Here is a 14,644-nt window from a genome sequence, read left to right on the forward strand (position 1 = left end):
GCCGCTCGATCGCGGCTCAGCTGCGGTCGGCGCTCGGCACCTCGAGACTGCGGGTGCTCTCGTCGTCGCCGACCTCGTCCTCCGCGCGGATCTGCGCGGGCAGACGGCGGAAGCCCTTCGTCAGGAAGCCGAGGTAGATCACCCCGATGATCAGCCAGGTGATGCCGAGCATCTTCGCTGAGGAATCGATGCTCACCCAGAGGGCGACATTGGTGGCGACGCCGATCAGCGGGAGGACGAGGTAGCGCACCACATCCATCCCCGAACGCCGGCGCTGGCGAACGAAGTAGTGGTTGATCACGGCGATGTTGACCATGATGAAGCCGGTGATGGCGCCGAAGCTCGTGAGCGAGGTCGCGCCGAGGAGGTTGTCGGTGAAGAACACGGCACCGAGCGCCGCGACGGAGACGAGCACGATGTTGTTGACCGGGGTTCCGAACCGCGGCGAGAGCTTGCCGAAGAACCGCTTCGGGAGCAGACCGTCGCGCCCCATGCCGTAGAGCACGCGGGAGACGGCGGCGACGGCCGCCATCGCGCAGAGGATGCTCGCGGCCTGATCGGCGACGAAGAACGTGATGTTCAGTGCTTCTCCCCCGATCCGGGGCAGGAGCTCGAAGATGCCGGTATCCGGATCCTCGAACTCCGCGTACCCGGTGGGCCAGGCGATCTGCAGGAAGTAGGCGATCGTCGCGAAGCCGAGGCCCGCGCCGATGCACATGATCAGGATCGCTCGCGGGATCGTGACGGTCGGCGCGTGGGTCTCCTCCGCGAGCGTGGAGACGGCGTCGAAGCCGAGGAAGGAGACGGCGAGGATCGAAGCCGCCCACATCACGTTGCCGAAGTTGAACGTCTCGGGGTTGTAGATCGCCTCCGGCACGAAGAGGCCGCCAGCTCCGCCGCCCTGCAGGACGTAGCTCGTGATGAGGCCGATGAGCACAACCGCGAAGATGATCTGCGCGGAGACGACGGCGATGTTGAGTCGGCCGGAGACCCGTGCTCCGAGGATGTTCATGAACGCGCCGAAACCGGCCGCGAGCAGCACCCAGATGGCGGTCGGAATGGCGGGAACGTACTCCTCCATGTAGATCCCGAACAGCAGGTAGCAGATCATCGGGAGCAGCATGTAGTCGAGTAGGAACACCCAGCCGGTCGCGAAGCCGAGGTAGGGATGCACGCTCTTCTGCACGTAGGTATACGCGGACCCGGCGACCGGGAAGGCCTTCACCATCTGCGCATACGAGTACGCGGTGAAGAACATGACGACCAGCGTCACGAGGTACGCGAGGGCCATCATGCCCCCGCTGAGCTCGGTGGCGATGCCGTAGAAGTTGAAGATGGCCGTCGGGGCGAGGTAGGCAAGCCCGAACGCCAGGAGGTGACGCAGCTTGAGTGATCGAACGAACTGGGTGGCTTGACTCACGGGTGCTCCTCTGGGGGTCTCCGTCGACTGCACTGTCGCGTGGAGTGGGGCACGAATCGTGCCCTCTGGCGAATAGATTACCAACATTGCTAATTTATGCCAGACTGCATTTCCAAGTTGTTACGTCTCTACCCGCAAGGAGCGCTCATCGTGGACCTGATCCTGACGAACGGCAGATTCTTCACCGCCGACGAGGCCGCTCCGTGGGCGAACGGAGCGGTCATCCGTGACGGCCGGATCGCGCAGATGCTCAGGGAGGAGGACTCGCTGGCCCTCCCAGCCGAGGGGCTTCCCAGCTACGACCTGGGCGGACGACTCGTGCTGCCCGGCCTGATCGACGCCCACACGCATCCCAGCGGCGTCGCGAAGAGCGCCTGGCACGTTTCCCTCCCGCAGACGGACGACGTGGACGCGATCCTCGCCTTCATCCGCGAACACGGCGAGCGGCACCCCAAGGAGGAGGCGCCCTACCTGTTCTTCGAGTACTACCCGAGCACGCTGTTCGCGGGAAGCGCCCCGACGAAGGAGCTCCTCGACTCGGCGATCAGCGACCGCCCCGTGCTCTGCCAGGACTTCAGCGACCACGCGCACTGGGTCAACTCGAAGATGCTCGAGCTGCTCGAGGTCGACGAGCACACGCCAGACCCCGTGCCTGGCCTCGAGATGTTCGTCCGTGACGCACACGGCGTGCCGACTGGTCACATCCTCGAGTTCGCGCACCTCCGCTTCATCGACCGCCTGTACGACTCCATCGGGTGGCGCCCACCAGAGGAGCTGACCGCCGAGAGCCTGAAGCCGTTCTTCGAGTTCATGACCCGGCACGGTGTCACGTCCCTCTTCGAGGCGCTCATCGAGGACGAGGATGTGCTCCCCGCACTCCGCGAGCTCCACCGACGCGGGGAGCTGCACACCAGGTACGAAGGCGCGGTTCGGTTCCGGACCCTCGCCGACCTTCCCGACGCGATCGAGCGAGCCCAGCGCCTCGACCGCGAGCACGGCACGGATCACATCCGCGTGCGAACGCTCAAGCTCTTCCTCGACGGCACGAACGAGAGCGGGAACAGCGCGGTCCTCGCTCCGCTGGTCCACGACGACTCCGGCAGTCTCGGCGAGATGCAGATCGAGACCGACGAGCTTGTGAGCTGCCTGCTGCTGGCGAACGAGGCGGAGATCGACGTGCACATCCACATGGTCGGCGACCGCGCCTTCCGGGCTGGATGCGATGCCGTCGCGGCCACCAAGGAGTCGCTCGCCGGGACAGGCGGTGCCTGGCGGACGCAGGTGACGTTCGCGCACTGCGAGCTCATCGACCCGGCCGACATGCACCGGCCGGCCGAGCTCGGCATCATCGTGAACTGGACGAACCACTGGTCGGCGGGGTACTTCGGTGAAGAAGCGAAGAGCTACCTCGGGGACGAGCGATGGAATCGGATGTACGACTTCCGGGGCGTCCTGCAGGCCGGCACCTCGATGACCTTCGCGAGCGACGTCGTGACGAACTTCGAGCTCCACCGGGGAAACCCGTTCTTCGGCATGCAGGTGGCCGCGACGCGGGTCGACCCTGAGCTGCCCCTCGACCCCGACCGCTACCCGGGGAGCATCCGGCCGAGCCGCGAATCGCGCTTCGAGGTCACCGCGCTCCTGCGCGGGCACACCATCGAAGCGGCTCGACAGCTCCGGATCGATGACAGAGTCGGGTCCCTCGAGGTCGGGAAGGACGCGAACCTCGTCGTCCTCGACCGGGACCTCTTCGACGTGGAGCTCGACCAGCTCGGACAGGTGAGCCCGTCGGCGGTCCTGTTCGAAGGAGAGCTGGCCTTCGGCTCGCTCACCTAGACCGACGGCGGTCTCCGTCCGCGAAGTCCTCAGCGAGATGTGCGCTTCGGAACGAGCAGAGTGATGAGGAGAACGGCGAGACCTGCGCCTCCGGCGACGAACCCCGCCATCTGGAGTATCCCGGCACCGATGTTCGCATCGAGTGCCGTCGGGTCGGTGATGAGGACCGCCGAGGCGAGCGCGATGAATCCGATGGCAAGAAGAATCGTTCCGAGAAGTCGCATGCAGTGTTCCTTTGGTTGAAGCGCGGTTGGGTGTGGTCGTGATGTGTGTCCGGCTCAGCCCTCGTGGAGCGTGTACCCGACCCCGTAGACGGTGAGGAGCCTCGACGGCGTCTGCGGATCGGCCTCGATCTTGGCCCGGAGGTTCTTCACGTGGGTGTCGATCGTGCGGCCTCCGATCCAGCGATCTGTGCCATGCAGGCGGTCGAGCAGGCGGGCGCGGCTGAGGACGATACCGGGGTGCAGGGCGAACTCCTCGAGCAGGTCGAACTCCGCGCGGGTGAGGTCGAGGAGCCGATCGGAGAGGGTGGCTCGACGCCGCTCCGGGTCGATCTCCAGGTCGCCGACGGCGACGACCCTCGTGGCCGGCGCCGTGCGGTGGACTCGCCGCAGAAGCGCGCGGACTCGGGCGACGAGCTCGCGCGGGCTGTACGGCTTGGCGAGGTAGTCATCGGCGCCGAGCTCGAGCCCGAGGAGCAGATCGTTCTCCGTGGAGCGTGCGGTGAGCAGGAGTATCGGGAGCTCGAACTGCTCCTCGCGCAGCGTGCGGCAGACGGTGAGGCCGTCGGCCCCGGGGAGCATCACGTCGAGGACAAGCAGGTCGGGCGCAGAGCGACGCACCTCGGAGAGCGCTTCGGCGCCGTCGGCCAGCACCGTCACGTCATGCCCCTCGCGTTCGAGGTAACGGCGGACGAGCTCGGACTGCAGCGCATCGTCCTCGACGATCAAGACTCTGGTCACGACCCAACCCTAAGCACGCGTCCGCCATGCGGTCTGGCTCTGCACTGAACGCTCACAAGTCCCTCACATCCGAGGACGAGCGTGGGTCACGGCCGCTCACGACACGAGGAGGACTCATGCTCCGCATCACCCACCGATCCCTGACCGCCGCAGCAGGCGCCATCGCGCTCGTCGGAGTGCTCGCCGCGTGCTCCGCACCCTCAGCCGACCAGAGCCCTGAGGGTGACACCGGCATCGCGACGTTGGAGACGGCCGCTCCGGCCCCGACCGAGGCAGCCGATGCGCTCATCGCGGAGTACGGCGAGCCGGTGCGCCTGCGTCTCGACATGTCGGACGAAGAGGAGGCGGACGCCTGGAAGGCGCGGGATCGCTGCCTCGAAGACCACACCGATGCACCGCAGGACGCCCCCGTGGGCGGCGGCGGAGACTCGGTCAGCGCCAGCGACGGTGGGGATCCGGTGAAGGCCGCCGAGGCCGAGGCTCTCTGCCTGCGCGTGGCGCCGCTGCCTCCGTGGGAGCTCGACGTGCAGAACCCGGATGCGCTGCGGTTCGCGCAGGGCGTGGTGGACTGCCTGCACGATCGCGGCGTCCGCGAGGTCGAGATCGCGGAGGCGGACCAGTTCGGCCGGATCAATATCGCCTTCGGCGGTGAGACGAACGATGCCACCTCGATCTCGCTTGGCATGCAGTACGTGGATGCCTGTGTGGCCTCCGAATCGGATGGGAGCGCTGCATGACGAGAGGTCGTCGCCGCACCGCGCTCATCGTCGCGCTCGCGGTCTGCTCCGCGCTCGCCGCGGGCGCCGGCGGTGCCGCCCTGGTGCTCCGGCCCGCGAATGAGGCAGCCCCCGTGGAGGAGACAGCCGCGCCGTCCACCACGGTCGTCGAGCGTGGCGAGCTCGTGCAGACCGCTCGCCTCGACGGTGCCGTCGGCTTCGGCGCCGCGGCCCCCGTGACGACGAAGGCGGATGGCATCATCACCTGGCTGCCCGAGGCGGGCGAAGTCCTTGATCGGGGGTCGGTGGCCCTGCGCGCGAACGAGCGCCCGGTGCCCGTGCTCATCGGCGAGGTTCCGCTCTACCGCGCGATCGACAAGCCGAAGATGGAGGGGGCCGATGTCAGCATGGTCGCGTCGAACCTGATGGACCTCGGCTACCTGTATCCCAGCGACATCGACACGTTCGAGACGGGGAAGCACTTCAAGCAGGCAGTGCGGGACTGGCAGGAGTCGCTCGGCGTCGAGCGCACCGGCATCCTCGGACCCGCCGACGTGGTCGTCCTGAGCGCGTCGAGTCGCGTCGCCGCCGTGAGCGCCCGCCTCGGCGACACTGCGGCTGGCCAGCCATACACGGTGACGCTCACGAGGCGCGTCGTCGAGGCGTCCGTCCCGGCGCAGGACGCGGGGGTGATCGGCGCCGGTGCACGAGCCACGATCGAGCTGCCGGATGGACGCGTCGTCGACGGTTCCATCGACAGCGTGAACACGACCGGCGAGGGGGCCGAGGCGAAGGTCGACGCAATCGTCGCGATCGACGATCAGGCCGCCCTCGACGGCGTCGACGCTGCCGCCGTGACCATCCGCATCGTCACCAGATCGGTGCAGGACGTGCTGATCGTCCCCGTGGCCTCGCTTGTCGCCCTCGCCGAAGGCGGGTACGCCCTGCAGGACGACCGGGGCGGACTGCACGGCGTCGAGATCGGTCTGATCGCGGACGACCGCGTCGAGGTCAGCGGCGAGGGAATCGACGCCGGCATGACGGTGGTGTCGGCACGATGACGACGACGCCTGCACTCGAGCTCGAGCGAGTCAGCCGCATCCACCCCGGTGGAGTCGTCGCCCTCGACGACGTCTCGCTGCAGATCGACCCCGGTGAGCTCACCGCGATCGTCGGACGCTCCGGCGCCGGCAAGTCAACGCTGCTCAACGTGCTCGGCACGCTCGACCGCCCCACGAGCGGTGCGGTTCGCATCGGCGGGACCGACACCCGAAATCTCACGGATCGTGCGCTCTCCACCCTGCGGGGCAGCACGATCGGGTTCGTCTTCCAGGGCTTCCACCTGAGCGACGGCGTGACCGCCGAGCAGAACGTCATGATGGCGCTCCTCTACAGCGGCGTTCCGAGGCGAGCGCGCCGCGATCTCGCACGCGCGGCGCTCGAGCGCGTGGGGCTCGAGCACCGCATGGGGCACGCGGCGCAGGAGCTCTCCGGCGGCGAACGGCAGCGAGTCGCCATCGCCAGGGCGATCGTGACCGATCCGCTCGTCGTCCTCGCCGACGAACCGACCGGCGCCCTCGACACCGCGAACGGCGAACGTGTGCTCAGCCTGCTCGAGCGGCTGCACGACGAGGGCACCACCGTCGTCGTCATCACCCACGACGTCGAGCTCGCCACGCGACTGCCGCGCCGTGTCGAGCTGAGCGACGGCCGCATCGTCGCCGACACGAACACCGCCACCACCACCGACGCCGGTACCGAGGCGGTGGAGCATGCGTGAGCGCCGCAGACGCCTCGGCCTCCGAGACCTGCTCGAGGTGGGCACGGTCGGGCTTCGCACTCGGCCGCTGCGCGCCGTGCTCTCCACCATCGGCATCGCCATCGGCATCGCCACGCTGGTGACCGTCACCGCGGTGCCCGCGTCCTCGCAGGCCGCGCTCGACGAACAGCTCACCGCGCTCGGCGCGGACCTGCTGCGCGCCGACCCACGTGCAGGTGCCGACGGAGACCCCGTCCCGCTTCCGGCCGAGGCGCTCGGCATGCTGCAGCGCATCGGGGCCGTGACCGATGCCGCGACGGTCGGCAATGCCCACGCCCCCATTCGCAGCAACGAGCTCCGCGAGTACCCGGAGACCGGGCTGACGACGCTCGCCGTTCGCGGTGACCTCCCCGCGGTGCTCAGGGCGGAGGTGACCTCCGGTCGCTGGCTGGCAGAGAGCGACCTGCCCACAGCGGTGCTCGGCATCGACGCCGCTGAGCGGCTCGGCCTGTCCCAGCTCCCCGACCGTCCCGTCACGATCGACGTCGGCGGCGTCGCGTTCACCGTCATCGGAGTGCTTTCCGCGACGCCGCTCTCCGGCGACCTGCAGTCAGCGGTCCTCGTCGACGATGCTGCGGCGCAGCGCTGGCTCGGCTTCGATGGCGCACCGACGGTCGCCTACGTCACCGGAGACGAGGCGTCGATCGAGGCGCTGCGTCCGGTCGTCGCCGCGACCCTCTCCCCGGGGGCGAGCGGGCTCGTGCAGGTGAGTCAGCCCTCGGCCGTCCTCGCCGCGAAGGACGCCGCCCGTTCCAACTTCGATGGGCTGTTCCTCGCGCTCGCCGCGGTCGCGCTCGTGATCGGCGGCATCGGCATCGCGAACACGATGTTCGTCTCCGTGCTCGAGCGTCGCCGGGAGATCGGCCTGCGACGCGCGCTCGGCGCACACCGCGGGCAGATCCGGGCCCAGTTCCTCCTGGAGGCGATCCTGCTCTGCGCGCTGGGCGGCGCATCCGGAGTGCCGCTCGGGCTGCTCGGCACCGCAGCTTGGAGCGTCGTGCAGGGGTGGCCGCTGGTCGTTCCGGTGGAGACGATCGTGGCAGGTATGACAGCGGCGCTTGCGACAGGCGCAGTCGCCGGACTCGCCCCCTCGATCCGCGCCGCGCGACAGTCGCCGACGGCGGCCCTCGCCGCGACGTGAGCAGGCAGGGCGTCGACCGTGCGCGGATACCATTCCGGGCGAACAGCGATGAGAGCATGGCAGACGACATGAGCAGAAGCAAAAGAGCCGGGGCCGCGGGCGCCCGACGTGTGCCCCGGCTGCTCGCCCGCTACCTCGCGGCTGGAGTACTGCTCGTCATCGCGTCGGCGGGCGGCACGATCTGGCTCGCGGAGACCTCCGAGTACCGCTACGACGAGCAGGCGTCCGGCGCCGCGCTCATGCGGGACGAGCAGGTGATCGACGAGCTCACGAACTGGGCTGGGAGCCACACCGACTGGAGCACCGTCGGGCCAACGCTGCTGCTCCTGGGCAACGAGACAGGGCGCCGCATCGCCGTCATCGACGCTGCGGGGACGGTCATCGCCGACACGGCGCCCGATCTGCCCCGCCCAGCGAGCTCCACTCGGCTGCTCGACCCGCTCGAGCCGCTCTCCGACCCGGTGACGCTCGAGCCGCAGCTGCACGAGGGAATCACCGGGCCCTTCCTGCTCGATCAGACGCAGCGCGACCAGCTCACAGGGCAGGCGAGCGCGGTGGTGGAGTGCCTGGGTGACGCGCTCGTCGACACGACGGTGTGGGCGAGCGGTCGCCCAGTGGTCGCCGGCGGAGAAGACGCCCCAGACTGCGGCCGTGCGGCCCTGAACACGCCACTGCCGAGCGAGCGGACCGCCCTCGACGAGCTCCGCGATCGCACGAACGCGTGCATGCTCGCCGCAGATGCACCTCTCGTCGCCGACGTCGAGCTCGACCTGCCCCCGTCGAGCGACTCCGCGCATCTCGCGCTGCGCACCGTCCCGGCGAGCGGCGATACCGCAGACGAGTGCCTCCTGCAGGCGCGCATCGACCAGTCCGAGGCGACGACCGCGCCCGCGGTGCACGTGGTCCTCACCGACGAGCGTGGCGGCCCGCAGGGTCCGCTCGACGCGAGCCCAGGATCGATCGCCCGCTTCGGAGTCTTCATCGTGGTGCTGCTCGCGCTCCTGTCGGCAGCCGCCGCGCTCATCATCGGGCCGACCCTGCGGAGCGCGCGCCGACTCGAGACCGCCGTCGATCGCTTCAGCACCGGTGACCGCGACGCTCGCACGGGGCTGCATGCCCGCGACGATCTCGCCGGGATCGGTGCGGCATTCGACCGCATGTCCAGCGAGATCGCCGGACACGAAGCGTCCCGCCGGCGCCTGCTCGGCGATATCGCTCACGAGCTGCGCAGCCCGCTCACGAACATCCGCGGATGGGTCGAGGCTGCGGACGATGGACTCGGCCTCGAACATGCGGCGCTCCGGCGGCTGGTGCTCGACGAGGCCAGTCGCATGGAACGCATCACCGGCGACCTCCAGCTCCTCGCGCTCGCGGAGTCCGGCGACCTCGTGCTGGAGCGCACGCGGTGCGATGCGGCCGCCGTCGTGCAGGAGCTCGCCGAGGCGTACCGAGCCCGCGCGGCCACCGCAGGCGTCGAGCTGAACGTCACGACCCCCGAGCAGCTGCCGCTCACCACCGATCCCGCCAGATTGCGGCAGATCCTCGACAACCTCCTCTCGAACGCGCTCCGGCACACGCCGTCCGGCGGACGCGTCGACGTCGAGGCGGCGACAGCAGACGGCACGGTGCGCATCGCCGTGATCGACACCGGGACGGGCATCGCCCCAGCCGACCTCCCCCGCGTCTTCGATCGCCTCTGGCGCGGGGAGCCTTCTCGAGTCCGCGCAGGGCAGAGCACCGGCCTCGGCCTCTCGATCGCCCGCAGCCTCGCCGAAGCGCTCGGCGGCACGATCCAGGCGCGGAGCACTCTCGGCGAGGGCAGCCGGTTCGAGGTGTCGCTGCCTCCGCTCAGACCACAGTGACGGGTTCCGCGTGCAGCGGGATCAGCCCTGAGCCAGCCAGAAGTCGACCTCCTGCTGGCGCGGCCTCGGAACGACCCTGGTCTCATCGCCGAGCTCGAGGACGTGATCGGGAGATGCCTGGAGCGTGGGCCAGGCAGGCCGCGCATCGCCGTTCGGGTCGCCGGTCCTGACGAAGGCCAGCCAGTAGCCGGTCATCTCGGCCTCGAGACGATGATCGATCGCCTCGTAGGCGACGTCGCCATCGGCCCCCAGATTGCCGTACGCGTACATGACCTCGGCCCCGTGGTACGCGCCGAATCGCTCGAGTGCGGGGTCAGGTGGCACCCGCGTGAAGAAGTACGGATAGACGCTCCCGGTACCCGTCGCCGCCGCGCTCACGCCCCACTCGTGGGTCGGGCTGATCATGGACCTGTCGGTCTCCGCCCGCACGCGCGAGTCGAGCACCTGCTCCGCGGTCTCGCCCGGGTACAGCTGCAGGTAGGCATCCGCCTCCGCGCCGTAGGTCTCGCGGGCTTCCTGCTCGTAGGCGCCCGGGTCCGTGTCCAGGCTCCCCAGCAACGACAGGGAGGCTTCGTCCGCGTTGCTGCCCAAGAGCAGCGGGACGTCATTCTGCGCGCCGGCGGCGTAGATCTCGGTGGGCGAGGCGGGGAGCAGCGCACCGTCGATGTGCGGCCACCAGTGCGCCGACAGCGAAGCCGCAGCTTCCTGGATCGCCTCGGAGGGCAGTGCGCGCAGCTCGGCCAGACTCGCGACCCCGAGCGCTTCCTGCAACGAGGCTGCGGCCGCGCGGGCGTTCTCGGCGGTGTCGTACAGGTCGCCGGCGTCTCTGTCGCCGGCCGTTCCGAGACAGCTGCCGCTCTCGCCGATGAGGCCGTGGACGAGCCCCGCAGCAAGCGGGGAGACGCCGAGGATGCAGGCGCTGCCGGAGCCCGCCGACTCCCCCGCCACGGTGACCCGGCCGGGATCGCCCCCGAACGCGGCGATGTTGTCCTGCACCCAGTGCAGCGCGGCGATCTGATCGCGCAGACCCTGGTTGCCGCCCTCGTCCCCCAGCTCCTCATCCGCCAAGAAGCCGAACACGCCGAGACGGTAGTTGATGGTGATGACGATTGCCTCGCCGCGAGCAGCCAGCGCGGCACCGTCGTAGGCGGGAAGCGCCCCAGACCCACCGGTGAATGAGCCACCGTGCACGAACACCAGCACCGGGAGCCGCTGTTCGGGCTGCGCCGAACTGCTGCGCCAGATGTTGAGCCGCAGCGCATCCTCGTCCGTGGCGTAGCCGCCGAGCAGGGTGTTCTCGAGCGGCACATCCATTGCCTGCGTCGCCGCGCGAACGAAGAACGACGGCTCGGATTGCACAGCAGAAGGGCCGAAATCGTCCGCGATCAGGGTCTCAGCGCGAGGAAGCGCGGGCTGCGGCGCCGCCCACCGCAAGTCGCCGACGGGAGGGGCCGCGTACGGTATGCCGGCGAACGCCTCGACCCCGGCTTCCTCGTCGCGCACCCCGACCACCGCTCCCTGCTCGGTCGCCACGGTGGCGGTGTGCGGACCATCGATGGTCCGGGTCACGATCGGCGGACCAGCCGCGATGGCAATCGCTGCGACCAGGGAGGCGGACACCAGCCATGCCGGCACCTGCACGAACCACCGGCGAGAGCCCCACGTGTGCGCCGCGAGCGCGACGAGCAGCACGCTGGCGCCCACCAGCAGCCAGGCCCACCAGAGCCCCTGGTTGAGCCAGACCAGAACCCCGCCGAGGGCCGAGACCAGCGCAAGCGGCACCCACCATTTGGCGCCGACCTTCGGTGTCCGGGAATCGCGCGGAGTTCGGGGACTGCTCATGGTCTTCTCCTCGTTGCAGCTCTCAGATACCTCACCACACCTCGACCTGCGCAGAGGCAGGGTTCGCGACGCTGACTCGCGTCGTGGTGGGTCAGTAGAGCTCGAGCGCCAGTTCCTGGGCGAGTTCCATGCTCCGCCAGCGCGCTGGGGAGAAGTCGTACGGCATCATCTGGACGGCCTCGGCGAGGCTCGTTCCGCGCGCCGCACGGGCGTCTTCGGCATCTTCGGCGGCGTCCTCCGCGCCCTCGTGGTCATCGGCAGGAGCAGGAGCAGGATGTGACTCCTCCCAGGCGTCGAAGCGGTCGTTGTCGGCCTGCGCGAGGCCGGAGCTCTCGATGACCCCGTTGAGGGTGGCCTCGAAGGCGGCCCGTTCAGCGGCCACCTCAGCCACGCGGGGGTCGTCGACGGCGACCGTATCGTCGAGCGCCTCCTCGGCGGCATCGATGCGGTCGGCCTCCTCCCGCAGCTCCGGGTGGGTGGCCAGGGCGATGAACCGGGATGCCTGGACGGAAGCACCGAGTGCGCCGAAGATCCGCTCGGTCACGAGGAGGGTGTCCAGGTCTTCCTGCCGCAGGGCCCCCTCTGGCAGCTCTGCCAGGCGGTCGCTCACGACATCGGAGAGCAAACCCAACCTGCTGCCCTGCGCGCGCATGCGCTGCACCGCCGTCCGCTGCCGCTCGAGTTCGGCCTGCCGCGCGACGAGGGACTCCTCCAGCCGCTCGAGGATGCGCGCGACATCGCCGCCGCTGCCGGCTGAGTCGGCCACGTTCGCGTCCGCGAAGGCATCGCGGATGTCGTCGAGCGCGATGCCGGCGTCGGCCATCCGACGGATCCACAGCAGCTGGATCATCTCGTCGTAGCCGTAGCGGCGGCGGTCGTCGCTCCCCCGCGCCGGCTCCGGGATCAGCCCCAGCTGGTGGTAATGGCGAATCGCGCGGGGCGTGGTCCCGACGAATTCGGCGGCTCCGCCGATCGTGACCTGGCGGGGCGGGATGAACGACGACAGCATGTGGGGCCTTCCTCGGGGGTGGCTGGATGCATCCACTGCACCACATGACGCTGCGGAAGGTGCAAGTCCGCAGTCGATCCGAGCCGGAGACGGCGGGGTCTAGAATGAGAACTGTTCTGGTGTTATGGTGTTTATGTACAGTGGAGTTCGCATGCGGAAAGTACTGATTTCAACGAGCGCCTCGTTGCCCATCTACGAACAGATCAAGACGCAGGTACGGTCGGCGATCCTGTCCGGAGATGCCGCGGCAGGCGAGACGTTGCCTTCATTGCGCCAGTTGGCGGCAGACCTCCGAGTGAGTGTCATCACCGTGACTCGCGCGTACAACGACCTCGTCCACGAAGGCCTGGTCCGCAACGAGCACGGCCGCGGATTCGTCGTGCTGGAGGTCGACCCCACGATCGCCTCCGGAGCCCTGGAGGAACGAGTCGCCGCCGCACTGCACGAGCTGCTCATCGCAGCTCGAAGCGCCCACATCGACATCGACGAAATGCACCGACGCCTTGATGAGGCTTGGAGGAACAATGACTGACGACGCAGCGCAGATCGCAGACCTGCGCATCACTCGACCCGACTTCACGGTCGAGGACATCTCATTCAGCATCCCGCGCGGTTCCGTGGTTGGACTCGTCGGCCCGAACGGCGCCGGGAAGACCACGATCATCCGCTCCCTGCTTGGCCTGATCACCCCCGACGCGGGACGCATCGAGGTCTTCGGCGGCCCAGCTGGAGCGAGCACGGCCCTCGCGAAGACGGGCATCGTCCTCGACCGGCCGACAGCCGCCGAGGACTGGCGCGTAACGTCGCTCGGCCGAAGGCTCGCCCCGTTCTACCCGAGGTGGGATCACGCCCGCTTCGCGCAGCTGCTCGACCGGTTCAGCATCCCCGAGAAGCGGCGAGTCGGTGAGCTCTCCCGCGGACAGGGCGTGAAGCTCGCGCTCTCGTGCGCCCTCGCGCAGCAGCCGGAGCTCCTCATCCTCGACGAGCCCTCGAGCGGACTCGATCCGGCATCGCGCCGGGAGATCACGGACGTGATCCGCGAGTTCATGGTCGACGCGCGGCACGCGGTGCTGTTCTCGACGCACATCACGACCGACCTCGACGAGCTCGCCGATGACCTCATCGTGCTCGTGGGCGGGCGCATCGCGCGCCGAGGCCCACTCCCCGACGTCAAGGGGAGCTACGCCATCGCGCGCGGCACAGGCACCGTGCCCGCGAGCGCACTCGGCCCCCAGCACACGGGCCAGGGATGGTCCGCGCTCATCCGCGTCGACGACTCCCCGCAGTACGGGCCCGAGGTCGTGATCGACGAGGCGACCATCGACGACATCATCATCCACCTGGCCGCCGCACACGAGGAGGCAACAGCATGACGCTCGCATTCACTCGCTTCGACCTGATGTCCTGGGCCGTCAAGAAGCAGACGCTGCTGCTGCTCGCGTTCATCGCCCTGGTCGGCATCGTGCTCCCGCTACCGGGGATGGCCATCGCCGCATCCGCCCTCGTCACATCCCTGATCTTGTCCGCCCCTTTCCTGGGAGACGAACGCGATCGACTCGACACGCTCTACGGAGTGCTCCCGATCTCGCGGGGCGCAGTTGTCGTCGGGCGCGCGATCTCGGTGCTCCTCTACGGCCTCGCCGCGGTGGCCGTCGCGACAGCAGTGACGTTCGTCATGGCGTGGGTGCGCAACCGCGAGCTCGCGCCCGAACTGCTTCTCGTGAACTACGCGGCGGCGTTCGCGATCATCGGCCTGGCGGTCGGCGTGCAGCTCCCCGTGCTCTTCCGCGTCGGCTACACCCGTGGACGCTTCATGGTCTACGCCCCGGTGATCGTCATCGCGGGCGGAGCCTGGGTGGGCCAGGCCACCGGCGTCCTCGGCGACGACACGTTCTCGGCCCTGCCCCTCGAGGGCATCGTCGCGGCGTGCGCCGCCATCGGCATCATCGGCATCACCGTGGGCACCGGTCTCGCTGCACGTTTCTACCGGGCGCGCGAACTGCGCTGACCGCATTCCCGCACTCCGCCACTCCCGCA

14 protein-coding genes are annotated in these 14,644 nt (G+C 69.2%); 9 read left to right on the top strand and 5 right to left on the bottom strand.

Annotated elements, in window-relative coordinates:
• Window positions 1-16: 16 nt before the first annotated feature.
• On the bottom strand, window positions 17-1,420 hold the full coding sequence (locus C5E05_RS08815) for an APC family permease (RefSeq protein ID WP_181059470.1): 1,404 nt from the start codon (window positions 1,418-1,420) through the stop codon (window positions 17-19).
• 150 nt (window positions 1,421-1,570) lie between these two features.
• Between C5E05_RS08815 and C5E05_RS08820 the strand changes: the two genes are divergently transcribed.
• Window positions 1,571-3,256 (top strand): amidohydrolase, encoded by a 1,686-nt coding sequence (locus C5E05_RS08820; protein ID WP_181059472.1) that lies wholly within the window; start codon window positions 1,571-1,573, stop codon window positions 3,254-3,256.
• Window positions 3,257-3,285: 29 nt separating this feature from the next.
• Here C5E05_RS08820 and C5E05_RS08825 read toward each other — a convergent pair whose 3' ends face one another.
• Together C5E05_RS08825 and C5E05_RS08830 are read right to left on the bottom strand one after the other, a co-directional pair.
• Window positions 3,286-3,480: a hypothetical protein gene (locus C5E05_RS08825; protein ID WP_104301194.1), complete on the bottom strand. Its 195-nt coding sequence runs from the start codon at window positions 3,478-3,480 to the stop codon at window positions 3,286-3,288.
• A gap of 54 nt (window positions 3,481-3,534) precedes the next feature.
• A complete protein-coding gene (locus tag C5E05_RS08830) occupies window positions 3,535-4,218 on the bottom strand; it encodes a response regulator transcription factor (RefSeq protein WP_104239871.1) in 684 nt (227 codons plus the stop codon).
• A gap of 116 nt (window positions 4,219-4,334) precedes the next feature.
• On the opposite strand from C5E05_RS08830, the gene C5E05_RS08835 reads away from it, so the two are divergent.
• From C5E05_RS08835 to C5E05_RS08855, 5 genes are all read left to right on the top strand, one after another.
• Window positions 4,335-4,955, top strand: a complete 621-nt coding sequence (locus C5E05_RS08835) for a hypothetical protein (RefSeq protein ID WP_104341714.1) — start codon at window positions 4,335-4,337, stop codon at window positions 4,953-4,955.
• Entirely contained in the window at window positions 4,952-5,995 is a 1,044-nt protein-coding gene (locus C5E05_RS08840; protein ID WP_104307359.1) for a peptidoglycan-binding protein, read from the top strand. The genes C5E05_RS08835 and C5E05_RS08840 overlap by 4 nt, the downstream gene beginning before the upstream one ends.
• A complete protein-coding gene (locus tag C5E05_RS08845) occupies window positions 5,992-6,714 on the top strand; it encodes an ABC transporter ATP-binding protein (protein WP_104341715.1) in 723 nt (240 codons plus the stop codon). Before C5E05_RS08840 ends, C5E05_RS08845 begins: the two co-directional genes overlap by 4 nt.
• Window positions 6,707-7,894, top strand: a complete 1,188-nt coding sequence (locus C5E05_RS08850; RefSeq protein ID WP_104341716.1) for an ABC transporter permease — start codon at window positions 6,707-6,709, stop codon at window positions 7,892-7,894. Before C5E05_RS08845 ends, C5E05_RS08850 begins: the two co-directional genes overlap by 8 nt.
• A 68-nt stretch (window positions 7,895-7,962) precedes the next feature.
• Window positions 7,963-9,756 (top strand): cell wall metabolism sensor histidine kinase WalK, encoded by a 1,794-nt coding sequence (locus C5E05_RS08855; protein WP_181059474.1) that lies wholly within the window; start codon window positions 7,963-7,965, stop codon window positions 9,754-9,756.
• A 21-nt stretch (window positions 9,757-9,777) separates the two neighbouring features.
• Here the strand turns inward: C5E05_RS08855 and C5E05_RS08860 are convergent, their stop codons facing one another.
• Both C5E05_RS08860 and C5E05_RS08865 read right to left on the bottom strand, forming a co-directional pair.
• Window positions 9,778-11,598 (bottom strand): carboxylesterase/lipase family protein, encoded by a 1,821-nt coding sequence (locus tag C5E05_RS08860; protein ID WP_104341718.1) that lies wholly within the window; start codon window positions 11,596-11,598, stop codon window positions 9,778-9,780.
• A 91-nt stretch (window positions 11,599-11,689) separates the two neighbouring features.
• Window positions 11,690-12,607, bottom strand: coding sequence for a MerR family transcriptional regulator (locus C5E05_RS08865; protein WP_104341719.1), 918 nt, complete (start codon window positions 12,605-12,607; stop codon window positions 11,690-11,692).
• A 184-nt stretch (window positions 12,608-12,791) separates the two neighbouring features.
• Here C5E05_RS08865 and C5E05_RS08870 point away from each other — a divergent pair, with 184 nt between their 5' ends.
• The 3 genes from C5E05_RS08870 to C5E05_RS08880 are packed head-to-tail and all read left to right on the top strand — an operon-like array spanning window position 12,792 to window position 14,615.
• Window positions 12,792-13,139, top strand: coding sequence for a GntR family transcriptional regulator (locus C5E05_RS08870; protein WP_228496687.1), 348 nt, complete (start codon window positions 12,792-12,794; stop codon window positions 13,137-13,139).
• The gene (locus C5E05_RS08875; RefSeq protein WP_181059476.1) at window positions 13,132-13,980 is read left to right on the top strand and encodes an ABC transporter ATP-binding protein; all 849 of its coding nucleotides are present in this window, start codon (window positions 13,132-13,134) and stop codon (window positions 13,978-13,980) included. Before C5E05_RS08870 ends, C5E05_RS08875 begins: the two co-directional genes overlap by 8 nt.
• Window positions 13,977-14,615 (top strand): ABC-2 transporter permease, encoded by a 639-nt coding sequence (locus C5E05_RS08880; protein ID WP_181059478.1) that lies wholly within the window; start codon window positions 13,977-13,979, stop codon window positions 14,613-14,615. Before C5E05_RS08875 ends, C5E05_RS08880 begins: the two co-directional genes overlap by 4 nt.
• Window positions 14,616-14,644: the final 29 nt, after the last annotated feature.

The organism is Pseudoclavibacter sp. AY1H1 (genome assembly GCF_002931055.1).
GTDB lineage: Bacteria > Actinomycetota > Actinomycetes > Actinomycetales > Microbacteriaceae > Pseudoclavibacter.

Excerpts from the sequence above, each read along its gene's own strand:
- C5E05_RS08865 (WP_104341719.1), bottom strand. The coding sequence starts at position 12,607 with ATGCTGTCGTCGTTCATCCCGCCCCGCCAGGTCACGATCGGCGGAGCC.
- C5E05_RS08845 (WP_104341715.1), top strand. The coding sequence starts at position 5,992 with ATGACGACGACGCCTGCACTCGAGCTCGAGCGAGTCAGCCGCATCCAC.
- C5E05_RS08850 (WP_104341716.1), top strand. The coding sequence starts at position 6,707 with ATGCGTGAGCGCCGCAGACGCCTCGGCCTCCGAGACCTGCTCGAGGTG.
- C5E05_RS08840 (WP_104307359.1), top strand. The coding sequence starts at position 4,952 with ATGACGAGAGGTCGTCGCCGCACCGCGCTCATCGTCGCGCTCGCGGTC.
- C5E05_RS08835 (WP_104341714.1), top strand. The coding sequence starts at position 4,335 with ATGCTCCGCATCACCCACCGATCCCTGACCGCCGCAGCAGGCGCCATC.
- C5E05_RS08855 (WP_181059474.1), top strand. The coding sequence starts at position 7,963 with ATGAGCAGAAGCAAAAGAGCCGGGGCCGCGGGCGCCCGACGTGTGCCC.
- C5E05_RS08880 (WP_181059478.1), top strand. The coding sequence starts at position 13,977 with ATGACGCTCGCATTCACTCGCTTCGACCTGATGTCCTGGGCCGTCAAG.
- C5E05_RS08825 (WP_104301194.1), bottom strand. The coding sequence starts at position 3,480 with ATGCGACTTCTCGGAACGATTCTTCTTGCCATCGGATTCATCGCGCTC.
- C5E05_RS08860 (WP_104341718.1), bottom strand. The coding sequence starts at position 11,598 with ATGAGCAGTCCCCGAACTCCGCGCGATTCCCGGACACCGAAGGTCGGC.
- C5E05_RS08875 (WP_181059476.1), top strand. The coding sequence starts at position 13,132 with ATGACTGACGACGCAGCGCAGATCGCAGACCTGCGCATCACTCGACCC.